Annotated in this window: 18 protein-coding genes; 2 read left to right on the top strand and 16 right to left on the bottom strand. The window is 34.6% G+C overall.

Annotated elements, in window-relative coordinates; all coding sequences use genetic code 11:
- Window positions 1-24: 24 nt before the first annotated feature.
- A complete protein-coding gene (locus F3I00_RS03885; RefSeq protein WP_003649044.1) occupies window positions 25-246 on the bottom strand; it encodes a YneF family protein in 222 nt (73 codons plus the stop codon).
- A 72-nt stretch (window positions 247-318) separates the two neighbouring features.
- A complete protein-coding gene (locus F3I00_RS03880) occupies window positions 319-567 on the bottom strand; it encodes a DUF896 domain-containing protein (RefSeq protein ID WP_003649045.1) in 249 nt (82 codons plus the stop codon).
- Between the two features lie 138 nt (window positions 568-705).
- Here F3I00_RS03880 and lexA point away from each other — a divergent pair, with 138 nt between their 5' ends.
- Complete coding sequence (lexA, locus tag F3I00_RS03875) at window positions 706-1329, top strand: transcriptional repressor LexA (protein WP_003647498.1); 624 nt, start codon at window positions 706-708, stop codon at window positions 1327-1329.
- Between the two features lie 33 nt (window positions 1330-1362).
- Here lexA and F3I00_RS03870 read toward each other — a convergent pair whose 3' ends face one another.
- On the bottom strand, window positions 1363-2013 hold the full coding sequence (locus tag F3I00_RS03870; RefSeq protein ID WP_020806923.1) for a uracil-DNA glycosylase: 651 nt from the start codon (window positions 2011-2013) through the stop codon (window positions 1363-1365).
- Window positions 1997-2425: a bis(5'-nucleosyl)-tetraphosphatase gene (locus tag F3I00_RS03865; protein WP_020806924.1), complete on the bottom strand. Its 429-nt coding sequence runs from the start codon at window positions 2423-2425 to the stop codon at window positions 1997-1999. The genes F3I00_RS03870 and F3I00_RS03865 overlap by 17 nt, the downstream gene beginning before the upstream one ends.
- Before the next feature lie 172 nt (window positions 2426-2597).
- Between F3I00_RS03865 and lepB the strand changes: the two genes are divergently transcribed.
- Entirely contained in the window at window positions 2598-3239 is a 642-nt protein-coding gene (lepB, locus tag F3I00_RS03860) for a signal peptidase I (RefSeq protein ID WP_020806925.1), read from the top strand.
- Window positions 3240-3332: 93 nt separating this feature from the next.
- On the opposite strand, the gene rplS is transcribed toward lepB, so the two are convergent.
- From rplS to F3I00_RS03800, 12 genes are all read right to left on the bottom strand, one after another.
- Window positions 3333-3683, bottom strand: a complete 351-nt coding sequence (gene rplS, locus F3I00_RS03855) for a 50S ribosomal protein L19 (RefSeq protein ID WP_020806926.1) — start codon at window positions 3681-3683, stop codon at window positions 3333-3335.
- A 113-nt stretch (window positions 3684-3796) separates the two neighbouring features.
- Window positions 3797-4519 carry a tRNA (guanosine(37)-N1)-methyltransferase TrmD gene (gene trmD, locus F3I00_RS03850; RefSeq protein WP_020806927.1) on the bottom strand — a complete coding sequence of 241 codons (723 nt, stop codon included), beginning with the start codon at window positions 4517-4519 and terminating at the stop codon, window positions 3797-3799.
- Complete coding sequence (rimM, locus tag F3I00_RS03845) at window positions 4509-5030, bottom strand: ribosome maturation factor RimM (protein ID WP_020806928.1); 522 nt, start codon at window positions 5028-5030, stop codon at window positions 4509-4511. The genes trmD and rimM overlap by 11 nt, the downstream gene beginning before the upstream one ends.
- Before the next feature lie 68 nt (window positions 5031-5098).
- Window positions 5099-5371, bottom strand: a complete 273-nt coding sequence (gene rpsP / locus F3I00_RS03840; RefSeq protein ID WP_003647505.1) for a 30S ribosomal protein S16 — start codon at window positions 5369-5371, stop codon at window positions 5099-5101.
- An 86-nt stretch (window positions 5372-5457) separates the two neighbouring features.
- The gene (gene ffh / locus F3I00_RS03835; protein WP_020806929.1) at window positions 5458-6888 is read right to left on the bottom strand and encodes a signal recognition particle protein; all 1431 of its coding nucleotides are present in this window, start codon (window positions 6886-6888) and stop codon (window positions 5458-5460) included.
- Between the two features lies 1 nt (window position 6889).
- Window positions 6890-7231, bottom strand: coding sequence for a YlxM family DNA-binding protein (gene ylxM / locus F3I00_RS03830; protein WP_003649054.1), 342 nt, complete (start codon window positions 7229-7231; stop codon window positions 6890-6892).
- A 139-nt stretch (window positions 7232-7370) separates the two neighbouring features.
- A complete protein-coding gene (locus tag F3I00_RS03825) occupies window positions 7371-8795 on the bottom strand; it encodes a C69 family dipeptidase (RefSeq protein ID WP_020806930.1) in 1425 nt (474 codons plus the stop codon).
- A 39-nt stretch (window positions 8796-8834) separates the two neighbouring features.
- Complete coding sequence (gene ftsY / locus F3I00_RS03820; protein WP_020806931.1) at window positions 8835-10166, bottom strand: signal recognition particle-docking protein FtsY; 1332 nt, start codon at window positions 10164-10166, stop codon at window positions 8835-8837.
- 2 nt (window positions 10167-10168) lie between these two features.
- On the bottom strand, window positions 10169-13729 hold the full coding sequence (gene smc, locus F3I00_RS03815; protein ID WP_159310986.1) for a chromosome segregation protein SMC: 3561 nt from the start codon (window positions 13727-13729) through the stop codon (window positions 10169-10171).
- Between the two features lie 14 nt (window positions 13730-13743).
- Complete coding sequence (rnc, locus tag F3I00_RS03810) at window positions 13744-14424, bottom strand: ribonuclease III (RefSeq protein ID WP_039156961.1); 681 nt, start codon at window positions 14422-14424, stop codon at window positions 13744-13746.
- A gap of 103 nt (window positions 14425-14527) precedes the next feature.
- Window positions 14528-16285 carry an oligopeptide ABC transporter substrate-binding protein gene (locus tag F3I00_RS03805; RefSeq protein WP_020806934.1) on the bottom strand — a complete coding sequence of 586 codons (1758 nt, stop codon included), beginning with the start codon at window positions 16283-16285 and terminating at the stop codon, window positions 14528-14530.
- Between the two features lie 124 nt (window positions 16286-16409).
- Window positions 16410-18164 (bottom strand): oligopeptide ABC transporter substrate-binding protein, encoded by a 1755-nt coding sequence (locus F3I00_RS03800; RefSeq protein WP_065169476.1) that lies wholly within the window; start codon window positions 18162-18164, stop codon window positions 16410-16412.
- Between the last annotated feature and the right edge of the window lie 186 nt (window positions 18165-18350).

The raw sequence follows: 18350 nt of genomic DNA, 5'->3' as shown, positions 1-18350 counted from the left end.
ACCAAATATTAGTAAAGTAAGCTACTACTTTTGTTGTTGATGCTTCATCATATTCATAACTTGATTAAGCTTCTTAGCGGATGGTTTTTGTCCCATTTGCGCCATCATAGCTGCAATCATATCTTCACTAATAGGAGGATTGTCTTGGAAATACTTCTTCATGTATGCACGAGCACCGTAAAATCCGCCGACAAGACCGATTAATAATGCGATAATAATAAGAAAAATTGCTAAACCTAAATTCATTTCCCAAAAACCTCCGAAAATTAATGTACTTTTTCAGCATACCAAAAAAACAGCTATTTTTAAAGTAAAAGATTAATCTTTTCTTAATCCTTTACGACGTTGTGCCTCTTTTGCTTTTTCTGAAGTTACTTCTTTACCATTTTCATCAATAACTACAGTATCTTCTAATTGCTGCCTAAAGCCTGCACGGAAGTTTTCTAGAAAAGCGGATCTTAATTTCTTGCGTTCTTCAACTTCATCGGGAGTTAATTCGCGTTCTCTACTAATTTTAGTTAGCTCATTAATTCTTTTAATTAGCTTTTCTTCTTCTTTTTTATCCATAAGTAAACACCTCACTAAACAATGTTAGTTTACCCTAATTATAGCAATAAAAAAAGACTCATCTACTAAGAACGCCTGTTTGCTGAGATAAAGTTTTTTTGTTAAAATACTAGTAAGTAACTAGATGGAGAAAAAATTATGACTGAACCACATGCAAATAAACAATTAGAAATTTTACGTTTTATTTACGATACCGTTGAAGAACGAGCTTTTCCACCTACAGTTAGAGAAATCTGTAGTGCAGTTGACCTTTCATCAACTTCAACCGTTCATGGTCACTTAGCTCGACTTGAAAAGAAAGGGTATATTTTAAAAGATGCCACTAAGCCAAGAGCAATTGAAGTAACTGAAAAAGGACGAGAAGCTTTAGGAATTAAGCCTAAAGATATTCCAATTGTTGGTGTAGTGACTGCTGGTCAACCAATTTTAGCGGTTCAGGATATCGATGAATACTTTCCTCTTCCACCTGATCTTGAAAATGATGCTGGCGAACTTTTCATGTTACGCGTTCATGGTGAATCAATGATTAATGCTGGAATTTTAAACGGTGATCACGTGATTGTGCGCAAACAATCTAGTGCAAATAATGGCGAGATCGTTGTTGCAATGACTGAAGACAATGAAGCAACAGTTAAGAGATTCTTTAAAGAAGATGGATATTATCGTTTACAACCTGAGAATGATACTATGGATCCAATTATTTTACCTGTGGTTCAAATTTTAGGCAAAGTTGTCGGTCTATACCGTAATAACATTGATTAAAAAACTGGTTAGGAAATTAATTCCTACCAGTTTTTATTTTTTCACTAATTTAATTAAAGGTTTTATATTTAACCAATCTTGAGCAATTGTATCTGTCAGTTTTCGGTTATAAAAAACCGCGGCTGGGTGATATTGTGGTATTACCGTATATTTTTCTTTAGACCAAACGTAGCCATCTTTTTTACTATTTAATTCCAAAATCGAGGTATTTTTAATAATCTTACCATGCACTTTACTAATCTCATATTTATGATCAAGTAAGCGGCTCAAAGCAGTCGTGCCCACAGTTACGATAATTTTAGGTTGAGCATATTGAAGCTCGAAATCTAACAAAGGAGCATGCGCTAGAATTTCTTTTTTAGTTGGTTTTCGGTTAGGGTATTTTATTACTTCTTTATTTTCTTTTTTACTAAATACCCTCTTAACACTATAAGGTCGACTTCTTACTGCGCTTGTAATGTAAACATCTTCTCGCTTTAAGCCAATTGAAGCTAATGACTTCATCAATTCTTTTCCTGAAGCACCATGAAAAGGAATCAGCGACTCTATTTCTTCTCTTCCTGGTGCTTCGCCAATAATCATTAGTTTAGGATGAACTGGACCAGCTCCAAAATTGATCCCTTCTAATTTCATCCCTCTTGATCTTTCCTTAACTTCAACTAATAACTTATCTGGATATCTCATTTTTAATGTAGTCCTGTGCCTTTTTTAAGAGCTCATTCAATTCTTCATAATGCAAGCATTTACTGGCCTCTTCTAAATTCACCCATTTAGAAGCGCCAATTTCACTTTTTTGTAATTTAATTTTTTGAGTTGGAATGAATTCACTTAAAAACAAAGTTACTGTCTTCAAACGATCACGAGTAATTTTATAAGTGAGACTTTCTTTAAAATTAAAATCATAGTTTGGTCTTAATCCCACTTCTTCGTAAACTTCTCTTTTTGCCGCTTGTACATTATTTTCTCCAGCTTCAAGATGTCCTTTAGGAAAACCCCATGTACGATTAAGCATATTTTGAACTAATAAAAACTCTATTTCATTTTTATTAATTCTATAAATGATACTGCCCGCTGAATACTCATGCACTGTCTTCATTATGCGCCCTCCTCTTAATTTACAGTTTACTTCATTATAAGCTAAATTATCATTTTAAACCTTTTTGAGATTTGTTACTTTTCTATTTTTCTCTCTTATTTTTAGTTTAATCGACAAAATTCAAATTTAAGGTTACACTTTATGATGAAATAGATTAAATAAGGTGAAGAAATTGAAAAAACAAGAACAAACTGAAAGCTGGGGACAGTGGATTCTCCAAGTACTAATTTTAGTAGCGATATTTTTTGGTATATTCTTTGTACTAAATAAATTTGTTTTTGCTAATTTAACAGTATCTGGAATTTCAATGCAGCCAACTTTTGAAAATAATGATCGTGTTATTGCACTTCGCCATGCAAAGATTAAACAAGGCGATATTGTAATTGTTGATGCTCCTGATGAGCCTGGAGCTCTTTATATTAAAAGAGTTATTGGGCTACCAGGTGATACCGTTGTAAGTAAAAATAATCAGATCTATATCAATGGTAAAAAAATTAATCAGCCTTGGTTGAAGGCTGGTCAAAAGTTAATTGACAATGGTGAAGATGGTGTTTCTGGTACTAAATATACCAATACTCAAAACTTTACTTTAAGTTCTTTAGCTAAAACACAAAATTACCGCCAATTCTACACTGCTACGCAACTAAAAGAAATGCAGAAAACTAACAAAGTTCCCGCTAATACCTACTTTGTAATGGGAGATCATAGAAGTGTTTCAAAGGATAGTCGTTACATTGGAACAATTCCACGAAGTAAAATTGTTGGCGTGGTAAAAATGAGATACTGGCCATTAAATCATATTACATTTTATTAATAATTAAGAGTTTCGCTTTTGAAACTCTTATTTTTTGTATAAAAAAAGCTATCTCTTTCGAGATAGCTTCTAATATTGTCTTGATTAATTGAATTAACCGCGACGCTTTTCAGCAATTCTAGCTGCCTTACCATGACGGTCACGTAAGTAGTAAAGCTTAGCACGACGTACACGACCGTGACGAAGAACTTCAACCTTAGCAACACGTGGGTCGTTTACTGGGAAAGTACGTTCAACACCAATACCAGATGACATCTTACGTACAGTGTAAGTTGCGCTAATACCAGCACCCTTACGCTTGATTACAACACCTTCGAACATCTGGATACGTTCGTGAGTACCTTCAACAACACGTACGTGAACACGAACAGTATCACCTGCACGGAAGTCAGGCATGTCATCACGTAATTGTTCTTTAGTTAATTCTTGAATTAATGGATCCATTATTTTCTCTCCTTCTACGGCATTCATCAACACTTAGTGCCAGCGGAATACCCATAAATAAGTGGCTTATGCCACAACGACTAGTTTACCAAATAGAAAAAAGCTTGTAAATACTAATTTTCTTTTTCAAGTTTAATTTCTTCAAGCATCTTCTTTTCTTCATTTGTTAGTTCTCGTTCAGCTAACATATCTGGGCGATGAAGATAAGTTGTTCGCAACGCTTCTTTGTGGCGCCATTCGGCAATTTTTTGATGATTTCCAGATGTTAATACTTCAGGTACCTTTTCTCCTTCAAAATCAGCTGGACGAGTATATTGAGGATATTCTAAAAGTCCATGAGAAAAACTTTCCTCAACTGGAGAAGCAGCATTTCCTAAAATTCCAGGCAATAAACGTACAGTTGCATCAATCATACTCATCGTCGGCAATTCTCCACCCGTAAGGACATAATCACCGATTGAAACTGTTTCATCCGCTAAATCATAGACTCTTTGATCGAATCCCTCATAGTGGCCACAAATAAAGGTCAAATTTTCTTCTTTAGCCCAATTTTGCGCCATCTTTTCATTAAAAGTCTTTCCTTGAGGGGCTGTAATAATTACCTTTCCTTTATTAGTTAAAGAATCCAAAGCTTTTTTTATCGGCATAATTTGTAACACCATGCCAGCTCCTCCTCCATATGGAGTGTCATCAACATGATGGTGGACATCTGTAGTAAAATCACGGAAATTAACTAAATTTAACTCCCATTTTTTATCTTCTAATCCTCTTCCTAACATTGATACTTGTAAAGGGGTAAACATATCTGGAAATAGGGTTAAAACATTAATTTTCATCTCGTAATCCTTCAAGTAAAGTTACTTCTATTCTCTTATTAGCTAGATCAACGTTGTTAACGACTGATTCAATATTTGGAATCCAGAAACTTTTGCCATGCTCTGGTTTTATCTCCCAAATATCGTTAGCACCAGGAGTTTCAATATTTGCCAAAACTCCAAGTTTTTCACCAGTTTTAGCATCATAGACTGGGCAATTCAAAATATCTTTGAAATAGTAGCTGCCCTCAGGTAATTCTTGCTGATCTGCTTCTGCTACATATAATTCTTTACCACGAACTTTTTCAGCTTGATCAATATCATCTATTCCTTCAAATTTAACCAAGTAGAATTGTTTATGACGACGTGTAGCTTCTACAATTAATTCTTGGTACTGATCACTATTCTTAATGAATAATCTGCTTCCATTAGCTAATCTTTCCTCAGGAAAATCAGTAGTTGCATTTACCTTAACTTCCCCCGTCAAACCATGAGGAGATAATATCTTTCCAACTTCAAAATACTCAGTCATTATACTTATTCTTTCTAATAAAAAAAGTTTGGGAAAAGCTTTCCCAAACTTCTAATTGCAATAGTAAATTACTTACCGTACTTTGCGTCGTGGTATCTAGTCATCAAACCAGCTTTTGAAAGCAAGCTTCTCACAGTATCTGATGGTTGAGCACCCTTTTCAAGCCATTCAAAAATCTTATCTTCTTCAAGCTTAACTTCATCAGGGTTAGTAAGTGGGTTGTAGTAACCAACTTCTTCGATAAAACGACCATCACGTGGCATACGTGAGTCAGCAACTACGATACGATAAAAAGGTTTTCTCTTTGAGCCCATACGGCGCATACGAATCTTAACAGACATTAATTAATTCCTCCTAAATTTCTTGACTTAAATAATATAGCATAAAGCTAAATGTGTGTAAAGTGCTTTTCCTTAACAGTTAAAAATTATTTTGAGCGATATCGTTTAATCTTCTTCATGCGCTTCTTTTTATTTTTCTTGAAGCGCTTATTCATTGATCTCATCGCCATCTTACCCATTGGTGAATTCATACCTGGCAGATTGGCGAATTCGCCCATATCTCCCTTAGTCATCTTTTGCATCATTTCTTTTGATTGCTTAAATTGTTTAATCATGCGATTGACTTCGGCAATTGATCTACCAGAACCAGCAGCAATTCTGCGTCTTCTTGATGGATTAAGAATATCAGGATTTTCACGCTCTTCAGGTGTCATTGAGTAAACGATAGCTTTGATATGAGAAATTTGTTTTTCTGGAATTTGGATATTCTTTAAAGCAGGGTTATTTCCTAAACCAGGAATCATTTTTATAATTTGATCCAACGGTCCCATCTTTTGTACTTGATCCATTTGATCAATGAAGTCATTAAAATCAAATGTATTTTCACGCATCTTCTCAGCCATTTTTTCGGCTTCTTTAGCGTCATAATCTTGTTGAGCCTTTTCAATTAAGGTCAACATATCGCCCATACCTAAGATACGTGACGCCATTCGATCAGGATGGAAAGTTGAAAGATCAGTTAATTTTTCACCTTGTCCAGTAAAGATAATTGGCAGACCAGTAACAGCACGAATTGAAAGAGCTGCACCACCACGAGTATCACCATCAAGCTTAGTTAAGATAATACCCGTTAAATCTAAATCATTATTAAATCCTTCAGCAACTTGAGTAGCTGCTTGACCGGTCATTGCATCAACAACAAGCAAAGTATTGTCTGGATGAGCAACAGCTGTTACACGTTTTAATTCATCCATTAACTGTTCATCAATTTCAAGACGACCAGCTGTATCGATTAAAACATAATCATTTTTATTCTTATCTGCTTCTTCAAGACCATGCTTTACAATCTCTGCTACATCTTGATTGTCTTCACTATAAACTGGTACATTTAACTGCTGACCAATTTGCTTTAACTGATCAATCGCAGCTGGACGATAAATATCGCCTGCAATTAATAAAGGTCGTGCTTTTTCATTTTTCATTAGATAATTTGCAAGTTTACCAACGGTAGTAGTTTTACCAGTACCTTGCAAACCGACCATCATAATAATGGTGGGAATATGTTGAGACTTATTAATAGAAACAGCCTCTTCTCCCATCATCTTAGTTAACTCGTCATCAACGATTTTGATAATTTGTTGTCCTGGATTTAAGCTCTCTTGAACTTCTTTACCTAAGGCTTCTTTCTTAATCTTCTTAATAAAGTCTTTTACAACTTTAAAGTTAACATCAGCTTCTAGTAAAGCTAACCGAATTTCACGACTTGCATCGTTAATATCAGCTTCAGAAATTTTTCCTTTACCTGTTAAATTTTTTAATGCTTTTTGAAGTCTTTCACTTAAATTTTCAAAAGCCATGCTATTCTACTCCCATTTGTTTCAATAATTTTAAAAGTTCAATCTGAGCACGATTAATTTTGCCATGTTCAAGGGCATAAACTGCTTCAGTTATTTTTTCTTCTATTCTTATATAATCACGCTTCATATGAAGTTTATCTTCATACTTTTCTAAAGCCTTACTGCTTCGTTTTAAATTATCATAAACAGCTTGACGAGATACGTGGTGATTATCAGCAATTTCACCTAAAGACAGGTCATTATAATAATAATCTTCAAAATAATCTTGCTGCCCCTTGGTTAAGAGTGGACCATAATAGGCAAACAAGTCACCTAGTCTTTCATTTTTTTCTAGTTCATCCATTTGTCTCACCTTGAACCAGTATAGCAAAAAAAACGTTTTTCTAAAATAATAGCCATATACTTTTAAATCAACTTTTTAGTTTATCAAAAAGAAGGTTAAGCAACTGAACGCTTAACCTTCTTTCTATTAAAGCTTTTAATTATAGATTTGGATCCATCTTAAATGTTAACTTAGACATCTTAATGGCATCCGTGAACATTTGACCCATCAATTCTTCACTGTCTTTCTTAGTATGAGTAACAGTCTTTTGATTTTCACGAGTCAAGTAGTTAGTTAATTCTTCGCCACTCAAATCTTTAGCATTTTCAATAATTTCTTCAACTCTACCACGGTAATAGCGGTTAAGTTCTTCAAGGTACTTAGTATCAAGTTGAACAAATTGAGGATAGTGACTTTCAACCAAAGCAGCAAGGGACTTGTAATACCACCAAGCATCTTCTTTGTTGTAAGTCATTGAAGTGTTGTTAAATGATGGATCAGTTTCATTCATATTAGCAAAGAATGGAATATATGGAGTAAATGTTGGACCACCAATACATAACCACATAATACCAGCCATTTCTTCAGGAACATCACTTCTAATTTGCAAGATATGTGAGTTTTGAGTTCTGTTCAATCCAATTGGACGGTAGCGGTGTTTTTCCTCTTCCGTTCCATGGCCAAATGGATCAAATGGCGTATCTTGATAATGAGAACCTAGTGCAAATTCAATATCTTCTTTAGCTAATTTCTTAGAAGCTTTTCTAATGAATGGAATATCTGGATCTTCAGGATCTTGTTCAATTTCTGGGTTGAAAAGTTTTTGAATATACCATTGACGACTAGTATTGTAGTGACGGTCTTGTTCAGTATAAGTTCCAAAAATATGACGGAAATTCCAACCTTCGTGATCAGGATTTAAATGGTTCTTTTCAACAAATTCTTGAATTCCTTCACTCCACATAAAGTTATCAGGATCATCAAAATTAACCTGTTGGATAGCTACACGGTTACCTGTTGCTGCATAACAATCATCTGGAATACGTTGAGCAACCCAGTGGTGACCAGTAACAATTTCCATGTACCAAACTTCATCTTTATCACCAAATAAAACTGAGTTTCCAGCAGGAGATCCATACTTCTTGATCAATGAACCCAGACGCTTAACACCAGCTCTAGCGGAGTCAATGTATGGTAAAACTACAGTTTGCATACAATCTTCATCTAAGCCATCTTCAACTAATGGATCAAATGCCAAAGTTCTTTCATTACCATAGGTTGATTCAGTACATGACATTGCAACATTCTTTTGATTAATACCGCTTTCGTCATAGTAACCTAATTTTTTATAGTCAACGTTTGGAACAGCTGGTACTCTTTGAGCATCTTCTGGAAGATCCATTTCAAATTTATTAAGCCAAGACTTAATTTTACGTCCCTTTTCACCATGAGCAGCTGGTTCAATAATAAACTTTTGTGGTGTAATTGCACCTGCTGTATCATCATTACGTGAAATCATCACTGAGCCATCAATTGAGGCTTTTTTACCAACTAAGATAGTTGTACATGCACTTAAATGCTTCATTATTTACTCCTTTTATATTACTTATAGCTTCATCTATGATTAGATTAATCCTTGGAAGAGACCGATTGCAAATTTTTCTGCGTCAAAGTTTGCTAAATCATCAACCTTTTCTCCCAAACCAACTAATTTAACTGGTAAATCCATTTCATTTCTAATTGCTAAAACTACTCCACCCTTAGATGAGCCATCAAGCTTGGTTAAAACTAAACCTGTAAGTTTTGTAGTCTTATCAAAATCTTTTGCTTGAAGCAATGCGTTTTGGCCAGTTGAACCATCAAGAACTAAAAGAACTTCATTAGGTTGATCAGGTAAGATTTTCTTTATTGTTCGCTTGATTTTATCCAGCTCACTCATTAAGTTTACTTTATTTTGAAGACGACCAGCCGTATCAACTAATAGGAAATCTATTCCTCTGTCCTTAGCTTTTTTAACACCATCATAAACTACAGAAGCAGGATCAGCTTTTTCAGGTCCAGTGACTACTTCAACGCCATCACGTCGTCCCCATTCAACTAATTGCTCTACAGCTCCAGCTCTAAAAGTATCAGCTGCTACCATCATGACAGACTTGCCTGAATCTTTGATTCTCTTGGCCAATTTACCAATCGTCGTTGTTTTACCAGCTCCATTAACACCAACAAACAAATATACATTTGGCTTTGCTTCTGGATCATCAGCTAGTTTTGAATCTTTGCCTTCGCCGCCTTTGTCATAAATATCAACTAATTTTTCGACAATGACTTGTTTTAAGTCGTCGTGACTTTTGGCATTTTGAAGTTTTGCTTCATCCCTTAAAGAATCGGTTAATTCTTCAGCAGTTTCAAAACCGACATCTGATTCAATTAATAAGTCTTCAAGGTCATCAAAGAAGTCTTCATCAACTGTTCTAAACTTAGCAAAAAATGCATTCAGACGAGCACCAAAGGAATGATTTGTCTTTTCCAATCCTTTATCATATCGCTCTTGTTCATCTTCTTTTTCAGCTGATTCTTCTTCAGTATTTTCAGCTACTTCAATCTCTGACTCAGGCTCTGAAATCTTATCTTCATATTCCTCAGATTTTGATCCTTCTGAGGAAGTATCTTCAGCTTTAGTTGTCTTTTCTTCTACTTCGTTTTGACTTTCTTCAAAGGCACTACCAGCATCACTCCAGCCAGGAGTTTCGTCAGAGTCTTCGGTTTCTTCATCATGTTTGTCAGTTTCTTTTAAAGCTAGGTCTGACTCGTTTTCAGGTTCTTCAGCCTCAGTATTCACTTCAGAATCTTGAGCTTCTTCAGTCGTTTCCTCATCTACTTTATGTTCTTCTTTTTCTTCTTGATCTTCATCTTTATGACCAAAAAGAGATTTTTTGATCTTATCAAATAACCCCACTGCTAATTCACTTCTTTCTTAATTTCGTTTAACGATACCGATAAAACCTTGGAAATACCAGATTCCTGCATTACAATTCCATATAAATTATCTGCTTTTTGCATTGTACCGCGACGGTGAGTAATTACAATAAACTGAGTCTTCATGTCATAGTGATTCAAGAACTGAGCAAAGCGATCAACATTAGTTTCATCTAAAGCTGCTTCTACCTCATCTAAAATACAGAATGGTACGGGATTAACTTGTAGCATTGCGAATAGCAAGGTAATTGCAGTTAAAGCTCTTTCGCCACCAGACAAAAGCGTTAATTTTTGAGACTTTTTGCCAGGCGGCTGGGCAATAATCTCAATTCCCGTTTCAAGCAAGTTCTTGGGATCAGTTAGCTCTAATCTTGCATGTCCTCCGTCAAACATAATTGGAAAGATCTTTGCAAAACTCTTTTCTATTTGATGGAAGGTTGTACTAAAGCGGTTCTTTACTTCGTCGTCAAGTTTAGACATAGACTCTTCAATATCTTTTCTAGCCTTTAGTAAATCAGTCTGCTGGCCATTTAAGAAATCATAACGAGTTTTAACATCTTCGTATTCTTCAATCGCATTCAGATTTACTTCGCCAATATCTGCTAAAGACATCTTATGCAAATGAACCTCACGTTCTAACTTTTTACGCAACTCTGCTGTATTTTGTCCTTTAGACAATTGCAACGCAGCTTCAAAAGTCAAAGAATATTCCTCACTCAAAGTACCAAGTTTTTGATTAATTTGAGATTTTAATTCTCCAAGTTTTGCAGAATATTCTTCCTGTTCGGCAGCTGTGTTTTTACGTAAGTTATAATTTCTGGTTGCTACTTGGTCAAGATTATTTATCTGAGCATCAAATTTACCTAAATCTTGGTTTATTTCAGCTAAAGCTTGTTGCATCTGCTTTTTCTTTTTACTTAATTCAGCGACTTGCTCTTCTATTTCAGTTTCGCTTTGACCATTTTGAGATAAAGCAAGTGCCTTGATTTTTTCATCAATGTCTTTAAGTCTAGAATTAGTATTTACCAATTGCTCTTCTAATTCTGCTTTTTTAGCATTAAGGTTTTCAAGCTTATTCTTTACTACAGCCAAATCAGAATTTAAGTTACTTAATTTAGTCTGAAGTTTTTGATAAGCCTCATCAAAATCATTTAGATCACTCTTTAACTGATCCATTTTTGACCTTTGTGTTTGAGCTAGCTTCTCAAGTTGATCTTTTTTAACTTGTGCCTTTTCAAGGCGACTGGTAAGTTCTGCTTCTTCTTGCTTTTTCTCAAGCTCAGCTTTTTGTTGTAGATCGTTTAACTGATTTAGTCGCTTTACTTCTTTTTCTTCATTTTCGTACTTAATTGCTTGTTCACTAATCTTTTGATTTAAAGAATTCAATTCAGTATTTTTGGTTTCTAAGTCAGTTTGTAAGTCAGATAACTTATGATTTAGATCATTCAAAGTCGCTTCTAATTTAGCAAATTTTTCTTTACCAACTTTAATTTGATTTGTTAATTTATCAATTTCCGCATTCGTTGCAAGTGGAGAATTATTTCTGGTATTTCTGGTTCCCCCCGTCATACTTCCGCCAGGGCTAATAATATCTCCGTCTAAAGTAACAATACGATAGTAACGACCAATTCTGCGTTGAACACGTAAAGCTGTATCAATAGTATCAACTACTAAAACATTTCCTAAAAGATAAGAAATTGCATTTGAAATATTAACTTTAGTTTTAGCAGTTACTAAATCTGCCGCTACGCCCTTAAATCCTTCGATGCTTTGAAGAGAATTTAATGTAGAAGTTGCAATTTCATTATGACGCAAGCCATCTAATGGTAAAAAGGTAGCTCTCCCGCTTCGAGTTTGTTTTAACAAATTAATTGCATCTCTTGCACTATTCTGGTCAATAGTTACTAAATCTTGTACTCCGCCACCTAAAGCAGTTGATAAGGCTGCTTCTAATTCAGCTGGGAAAGAAATCAGCTCGCCAATAACACCAACAATTCCATGAAAATCACTTTGATGGTTTAAAACGTATTTAACTCCATAATAATAACCTTCATGGCGATCTCTAATTCGCTTTAGCCCCTCTACTTGCGCAGAAATCTGTTGTAATTTATCTCTGACACTCAAATAAGTTTGTTCATTTTGATCTTTAAGCTTACTTTTTTGAGTAATCTTTTGATCAAGAGACGAAATAGTTTCGTTTAATTGTTGTCGTTTTAAAACAAGATCATGGCCTTGTTTCTTTAGTTCTGCAAGAACTTTTTGCGCTGCTGCTAATTGCTCTTCAACCTCTTGTTGACGATTATTGCTTGATTTTTGGCTTCGCGTCAATTCATTTTTTAGGTAAACAATCTCGTTATTATTGCTAGTTTGATCTTGTAAAGTTTGAATATAATCGGATCGAACTTTCTCTAACTGATTATTTAATTGTTCTGGTCCTTGCTTAAGTTCCTGCTTTAATTCCTTTTGTTTCTTTAAAAATTCTGCAAGAACTTGATTCTGACTCTTTAGATCTTCTTCATTAGCCGTCAGCTGCTTAGATAAATGTTTTTGTCGTTCTTTTAATTCTTCAGCCTGAGCATTATATTCTTTTTGTGTCGCAACATCATATTCTCTTGATTGTTGGTGCATCTGAAGATCAGTATTAAGAGCAGCAAGTTTTTGCGTCAAAGATAACAGCTCTTGTTGTTTTTCATCTTTTTCAGCGTGACGTTTATTTGATTGTTTGCGTTTTTCTTCTAAATCAGCCTGTGATTGCTTAACTTCATTATCTAACTTATCAAGTATCTCTTGATTAGCATTTGCTTTCTTAGCAACATCTTTTTTCTCTTCATTTAAGCTTTCAATTTCTAAACCTAAAAGTTGCTTTAACTTATGGTCTAGCTGTTCTTTTTGAAACTTATATTCTTTTGCTAAAGAACTTTGTTCATGAAGTGGCTCAATTCTGCCTTCTAATTCTTTAACTAAGTCATTAATTCTAATTAAATTAGCATTAGTCTTATCTAATTGCTTTAAAGCAGTTTCTTTTTGTTGTTTAAAATGAAGCACACCAGCTGCTTCTTCAAAGATCCCGCGACGCTGCTGCGGTTTAGAATTAAGAATTTCATCAACTTTTCCTTGAGAAATGATGCCCAAACTGTCAGAAGACATACCAGACTCAATAAAAAGTGTTCTAACATCTTTTAATCTTACGGGATGATGATTCAAAAGATAATCACTTTCGCCGTTACGCAAAATTTTTCTGGTCACGATAACTTCTTTTTCATCAGAAGCAAGTTGATGATCACGATTATCGAAAATCAACTCCACTTCAGCATGATTCATTGGAGCACGCATTTGACTACCAGCGAAAATAACATCTTTCATATTTTCACCACGTAAAGACTTGGCAGAACCTTCACCCATTACCCAGCGAATTGCTTCAGTAATGTTACTTTTTCCACTACCATTTGGACCAACGATTCCCGTAATACCATTATTAAATCTAATTGTCGTCTTATCAGCAAAAGACTTAAAACCATTTAAAACTAATTGTTGTAGTGGCACAGACTCACCTTTTCTTATTTATTTTTATCTAATGCAGCTTGAGCCGCTTGCTGTTCAGCAGCTTTTTTATTGCGGCCTTGTCCTTCAGAAATCTTTTTATCATTTACAAGTAATTGTACTTTAAAGGATGGCTTTGATTCATCTTCGGCAATTACTTGATATTCAATCTTAACTGGCCCATTTACTTGTAGACGTTCTTGAAGCTCAGTCTTATAATCTCTTGAAGCGTTAAAATCACCTTCAGCAATCAATGGATAAACTGTCAAATGCAAGAAATGTTGTACAGCTGGCATTCCTTGATCTAAGAACAATGCTCCATTAAATGCCTCAAAGACATCTTCAAGAAGTGTCTTGCGCTTTCTTGCCCCAGCCTTTTCTTCTCCCTTACCAAGATTAATTTCTGCTGGAAAACCACATTCAATCGCAAATTCAGAAAATCCTTCAGTTCTAACAATATTAGAACGCATTCGCGTTAATTCACCTTCATTTAATCTTGGAAAATGCCGATATAGATAATCGGATACAGCTAGTTCAAGAACAGCATCCCCTAGAAACTCTAACTTTTCATAATCTTTTCTCCCGGGATGTTCATTTGCATAAGAAGAATGAGTGAATGCATCTTCAAGTAAATTTTCGTTATTAAACTTTATTCCGTATTTTTCTTTTAAATTATTTTTAAAAGCTACTGAAACCATAGTTGCTTCCTTTCTTTAACCCTTTAATTATACCTATTTTCTGCTATTAAAAAAAGCTAAAGAAAAAGGCGCGGCCATCAGTCGCACCTTTTGTTTATTTGATTTATTTAGCATAACCAACATAGTACCAATTAGGGAATCCGCCACCCATACTCTTAGATGGAGCCAATGAGTAACCGGTCAACTTGTTGTTAACAGCATAAATACTGTAACTATTTGAAACTGGAACAACGTAAGCTTCCTTGTCCATATATGCTTGCCATTGGTGGAATTTCTTAACTCTGTAGCTGTTATTAAAGGCTTTTTGAGAATCAATATCGTTCAACAAATCAGTATTTTCTTTAGTAACAAATCTACTGTAGTTAAATGGAGCCTTAGCACCGTACAAGTCTTGAGGTGAAGGTTCTGAAGAAAGTGACCATGCACCAATAAACATATCAACATCTTTAGAATCATTTTGAACTTTATCGTAGAAGGAATTCATTTCCATCAAGCGGCCACTAGTTAACTTAACATTCAAGCCCAATTTCTTCCATTGCTGGATGTAATTTTGAATAATTGGTTCTTGAACCTTGCTACCAGTCATCGCAGCTAAACGAATAGTCAAAGGCTTGCCATTTGGTTGTACACGGTAAGTACCCTTCTTCTTGTAGCCTGCCTTATCAAGTAATTCGTTACCCTTTTTAATGTTATAAGTATAGCCCTTAACATCTTTATCGAAGTAATCACCGAATTGTTTTGGAATTAAAGTAGGAATTCTAAATGAAAGACCATATGAATATCTCTTGTAAACTTGATCAACATTCATACCATAGGCAATAGCTTGACGTAATGCTCTGTTGTTCATCTTAGCATCTTTATTCATCACGTTTTCGCCCTTAGCTGAATCCCACTTACCCACTTTAAAGCCTAGGTAAGAATATGAAAGTGGAATATTTGCAATAAAGTTTACTCCTTTAGTTCCTTTAATATTAGGCCACTGTGAATTACTTACTTGAGTTACATCAAACTTATTACTCTTAATGGATTGAGCAACTGAAGCTGGTGTAATTACCGAAGCTGTAATTTTATTTAAGTGTGGCTTACCCTTGTAATAATGTTCATTCGGAACCCATGATACTGATTGTCCACGAACCACCTTGCTTACCTTGTAAGGACCATAGAATAATGGATTTTTACGAACCTTATTACTTGAAATCAGCTTATCAAATGGAACATCTTTTAAATAATGGTAAGGGGCAGCTGCCTCCCAAATATAACCATTACCACTTTGGTTCATGCCAGGCTTCATTTCTTTAAAATGAAGTACTACTGTACGACCATTTTCACCCTCTGGCATTTCAATACCAGAAATAGTATCAGATTTTCCTTCATGATATTCTTCTAACCCTTCAAGGTCAGCTAAACTTGAAGTATAACGTTGAGAATGCGTTGCCTTATTAGCAATAATTTCATAAGCATATTCATAGTCTTTAGCAACTAATGGCTGACCATCTGACCATTTAACTTTAGGATTAATTGTAATAGTTGCAGTTTTTGCATTCTTATTAATCTTAATATCAGCAGCTCCGCCTTTAACAAATTTATAGGTGTCGTTAGTTGCAAACAATGACTCATCACCATATTGCATAACTTCTGAGTCAGTATTGTTAGTTGATAGCTCATCGTTAAAAATACCAGTAAAAGGTGTATCAGTAACTACGGCAACGCTAACGCTACCACCATTTTTTATTGCTTTTTTAGGAGTATACTCCTTAAAGTTAGGGTGACTCGTATCTTTATTGTTATTACCACAGGCTGCTAAAGTTAAGGCAACACCTGAAAGCAAAGTTAATGTGCTGATTAATTTGCCTTTCTTCATTAAATTTTCCTCCAATAATATTGGACAAGTTGATATATTTAATTTTAGCACTGAAAAAATTTTTAACAAATTACAAAAAAAGGTCGTCAAATTTGACGACCTTTTGAAAATCTTTTTTAAATTGTTATTTTGCAATTCCAACATTGTACCAAAGACTATTGGCAGCTGAAGGTTTCAATGAGTAACCAGTAATCTTGCTGTTAACAGCATTTACATTGTAACTGTTAGATACTGGAACAACATAAGCTTCATCATTCATGTACTTTTGCCATTCATGGAACTTCTTGACACGATAGTTTGTGTTAAATGACTTTTCAGAATCCATTTCCTGAAGTAACTTAGTATTCTTAGCAGTTACGAAACGAGTAAAGTTGTAAGGAGCCTTTACACTGTACAAGTCATTTGGTGATGGTTCTGAAGATAATGACCATGCACCCATAAACATATCAACGTCTTTAGAATCATTTTGAACCTTGTTATAGAAGGAATTCATTTCCATCAAACGACCACCAGTTAACTTAACATTCAAGCCTAACTTCTTCCATTGTTGGATGTAGTTTTGAATGATTGGCTCTTGAGTAGAGTTACCAGTCATAGCGGCTAAACGAATAGTTAAAGGTTTGCCATTTGGTTGTACACGATATTTACCCTTCTTCTTGTATCCTGCCTTATCAAGAATTTCATTACCTTTCTTGATATTGTAATCGTAGCCTTTAACATTCTTATCGTAATATTTACCAAATTGTTTTGGAATTAAAGTTGGAATATGGAAAGTTAAGCCATTAGTATAACGTTTTGTTACAGCAGAAACATTCATACCATAAGCAATAGCTTGACGTAATGCTTTATTATTCATCTTAGCATCCTTATTCATTACGTTTTCGCCTTTAGCTCCGTCCCACTTACCTACTTTAAAGCCTAAGTAACTGTAAGCTAATGGAATATTTGCAATCCAGTTAACGTTATTGGTATTAGCTACGTTTTTCCATTGTGAGTTAACAACACCCGCAATATCATACTTGTGACTCTTAATAGCTTGAGAAGCTGAGTTAGGGTTCAAAACTTGAATAGTAACCTTATCTAATTTTGGCGTACCTCTCCAGTAATATTTATTAGGTACAAAGGTTACGGCCTGACCACGAACTACTTTACTCATCTTATATGGACCAAAGAATAATGGGTTCTTTCTTACTTGATCAGAGGATTGTAACTTATTAAATGGAACATCTTTTAAGTAATGATATGGTGCTGCAGCTTCCCAGAAGTAACCATTACCACTAAACTTCATACCAGGTTTCATTTCCTTAAAGTGGAGTACTACAGTTCTACCATTTTCACCATCTGGCATTTCAATACCCGAAATAGTGTTAGATTTTCCATCGTGATATTCACTTAAACCAACAATATTTTGAAGTGATTCAGTATAACGAGAAGATTTTGTTGCTTTATTAGCAATAATTTCATAAGAATATTCAATATCCTTAGCAGTTACTTGCTTGCCATCTGACCACTTTACACCTTTTTTAACGGTGATAGTAGCAGTTTTATTTTTATTATCTAATTTTAAGGTAGCAGGTCCCTTATCATTAATTTGATAAGTATCATTTGTATCAAATAAAGCTTCATTACCAGGAGCCATTGCATCAGAGTCGTTTTGAGTATCTGAAAGTTCATTTAAAAAGACGCCGGTAATTGGAGTATCAGTTTCAAGAGCTACACTTACAGTACCGCCCTTCTTAACGGCCTTCTTAGGAGTAGCTTCTTTAAAACTCTTAGTTGGGTTATCTACTTTTGAATTTGAATTATTACCACATGCTGCTAATGTTAAAGCAACACCAGAAAGTAAAGTTAAACTTCCAAATAGTTTGGCTTTCTTCATAGTTATATTCCTCCATCTATTTGGGACAAGTTGATGATTTAATAGTATCATCATCAAACTCATAAAACAACGCTTTTGCTCAATTGATTTTAATATTTTTTCATTTTAATTTATTCGTTTTAGCCAGATATCTTGATATATCAACGTTAAGCAACTACTTTCAGTTCCATAAAATTTTTATTTTTA

The organism is Lactobacillus sp. JM1 (assembly GCF_009834385.1).
Classification (GTDB): Bacteria; Bacillota; Bacilli; order Lactobacillales; family Lactobacillaceae; genus Lactobacillus; species Lactobacillus paragasseri.
The sequence above is the reverse complement of the archived record's forward strand: the minus strand, read 5'-3'. Positions and strand labels throughout refer to the sequence as shown.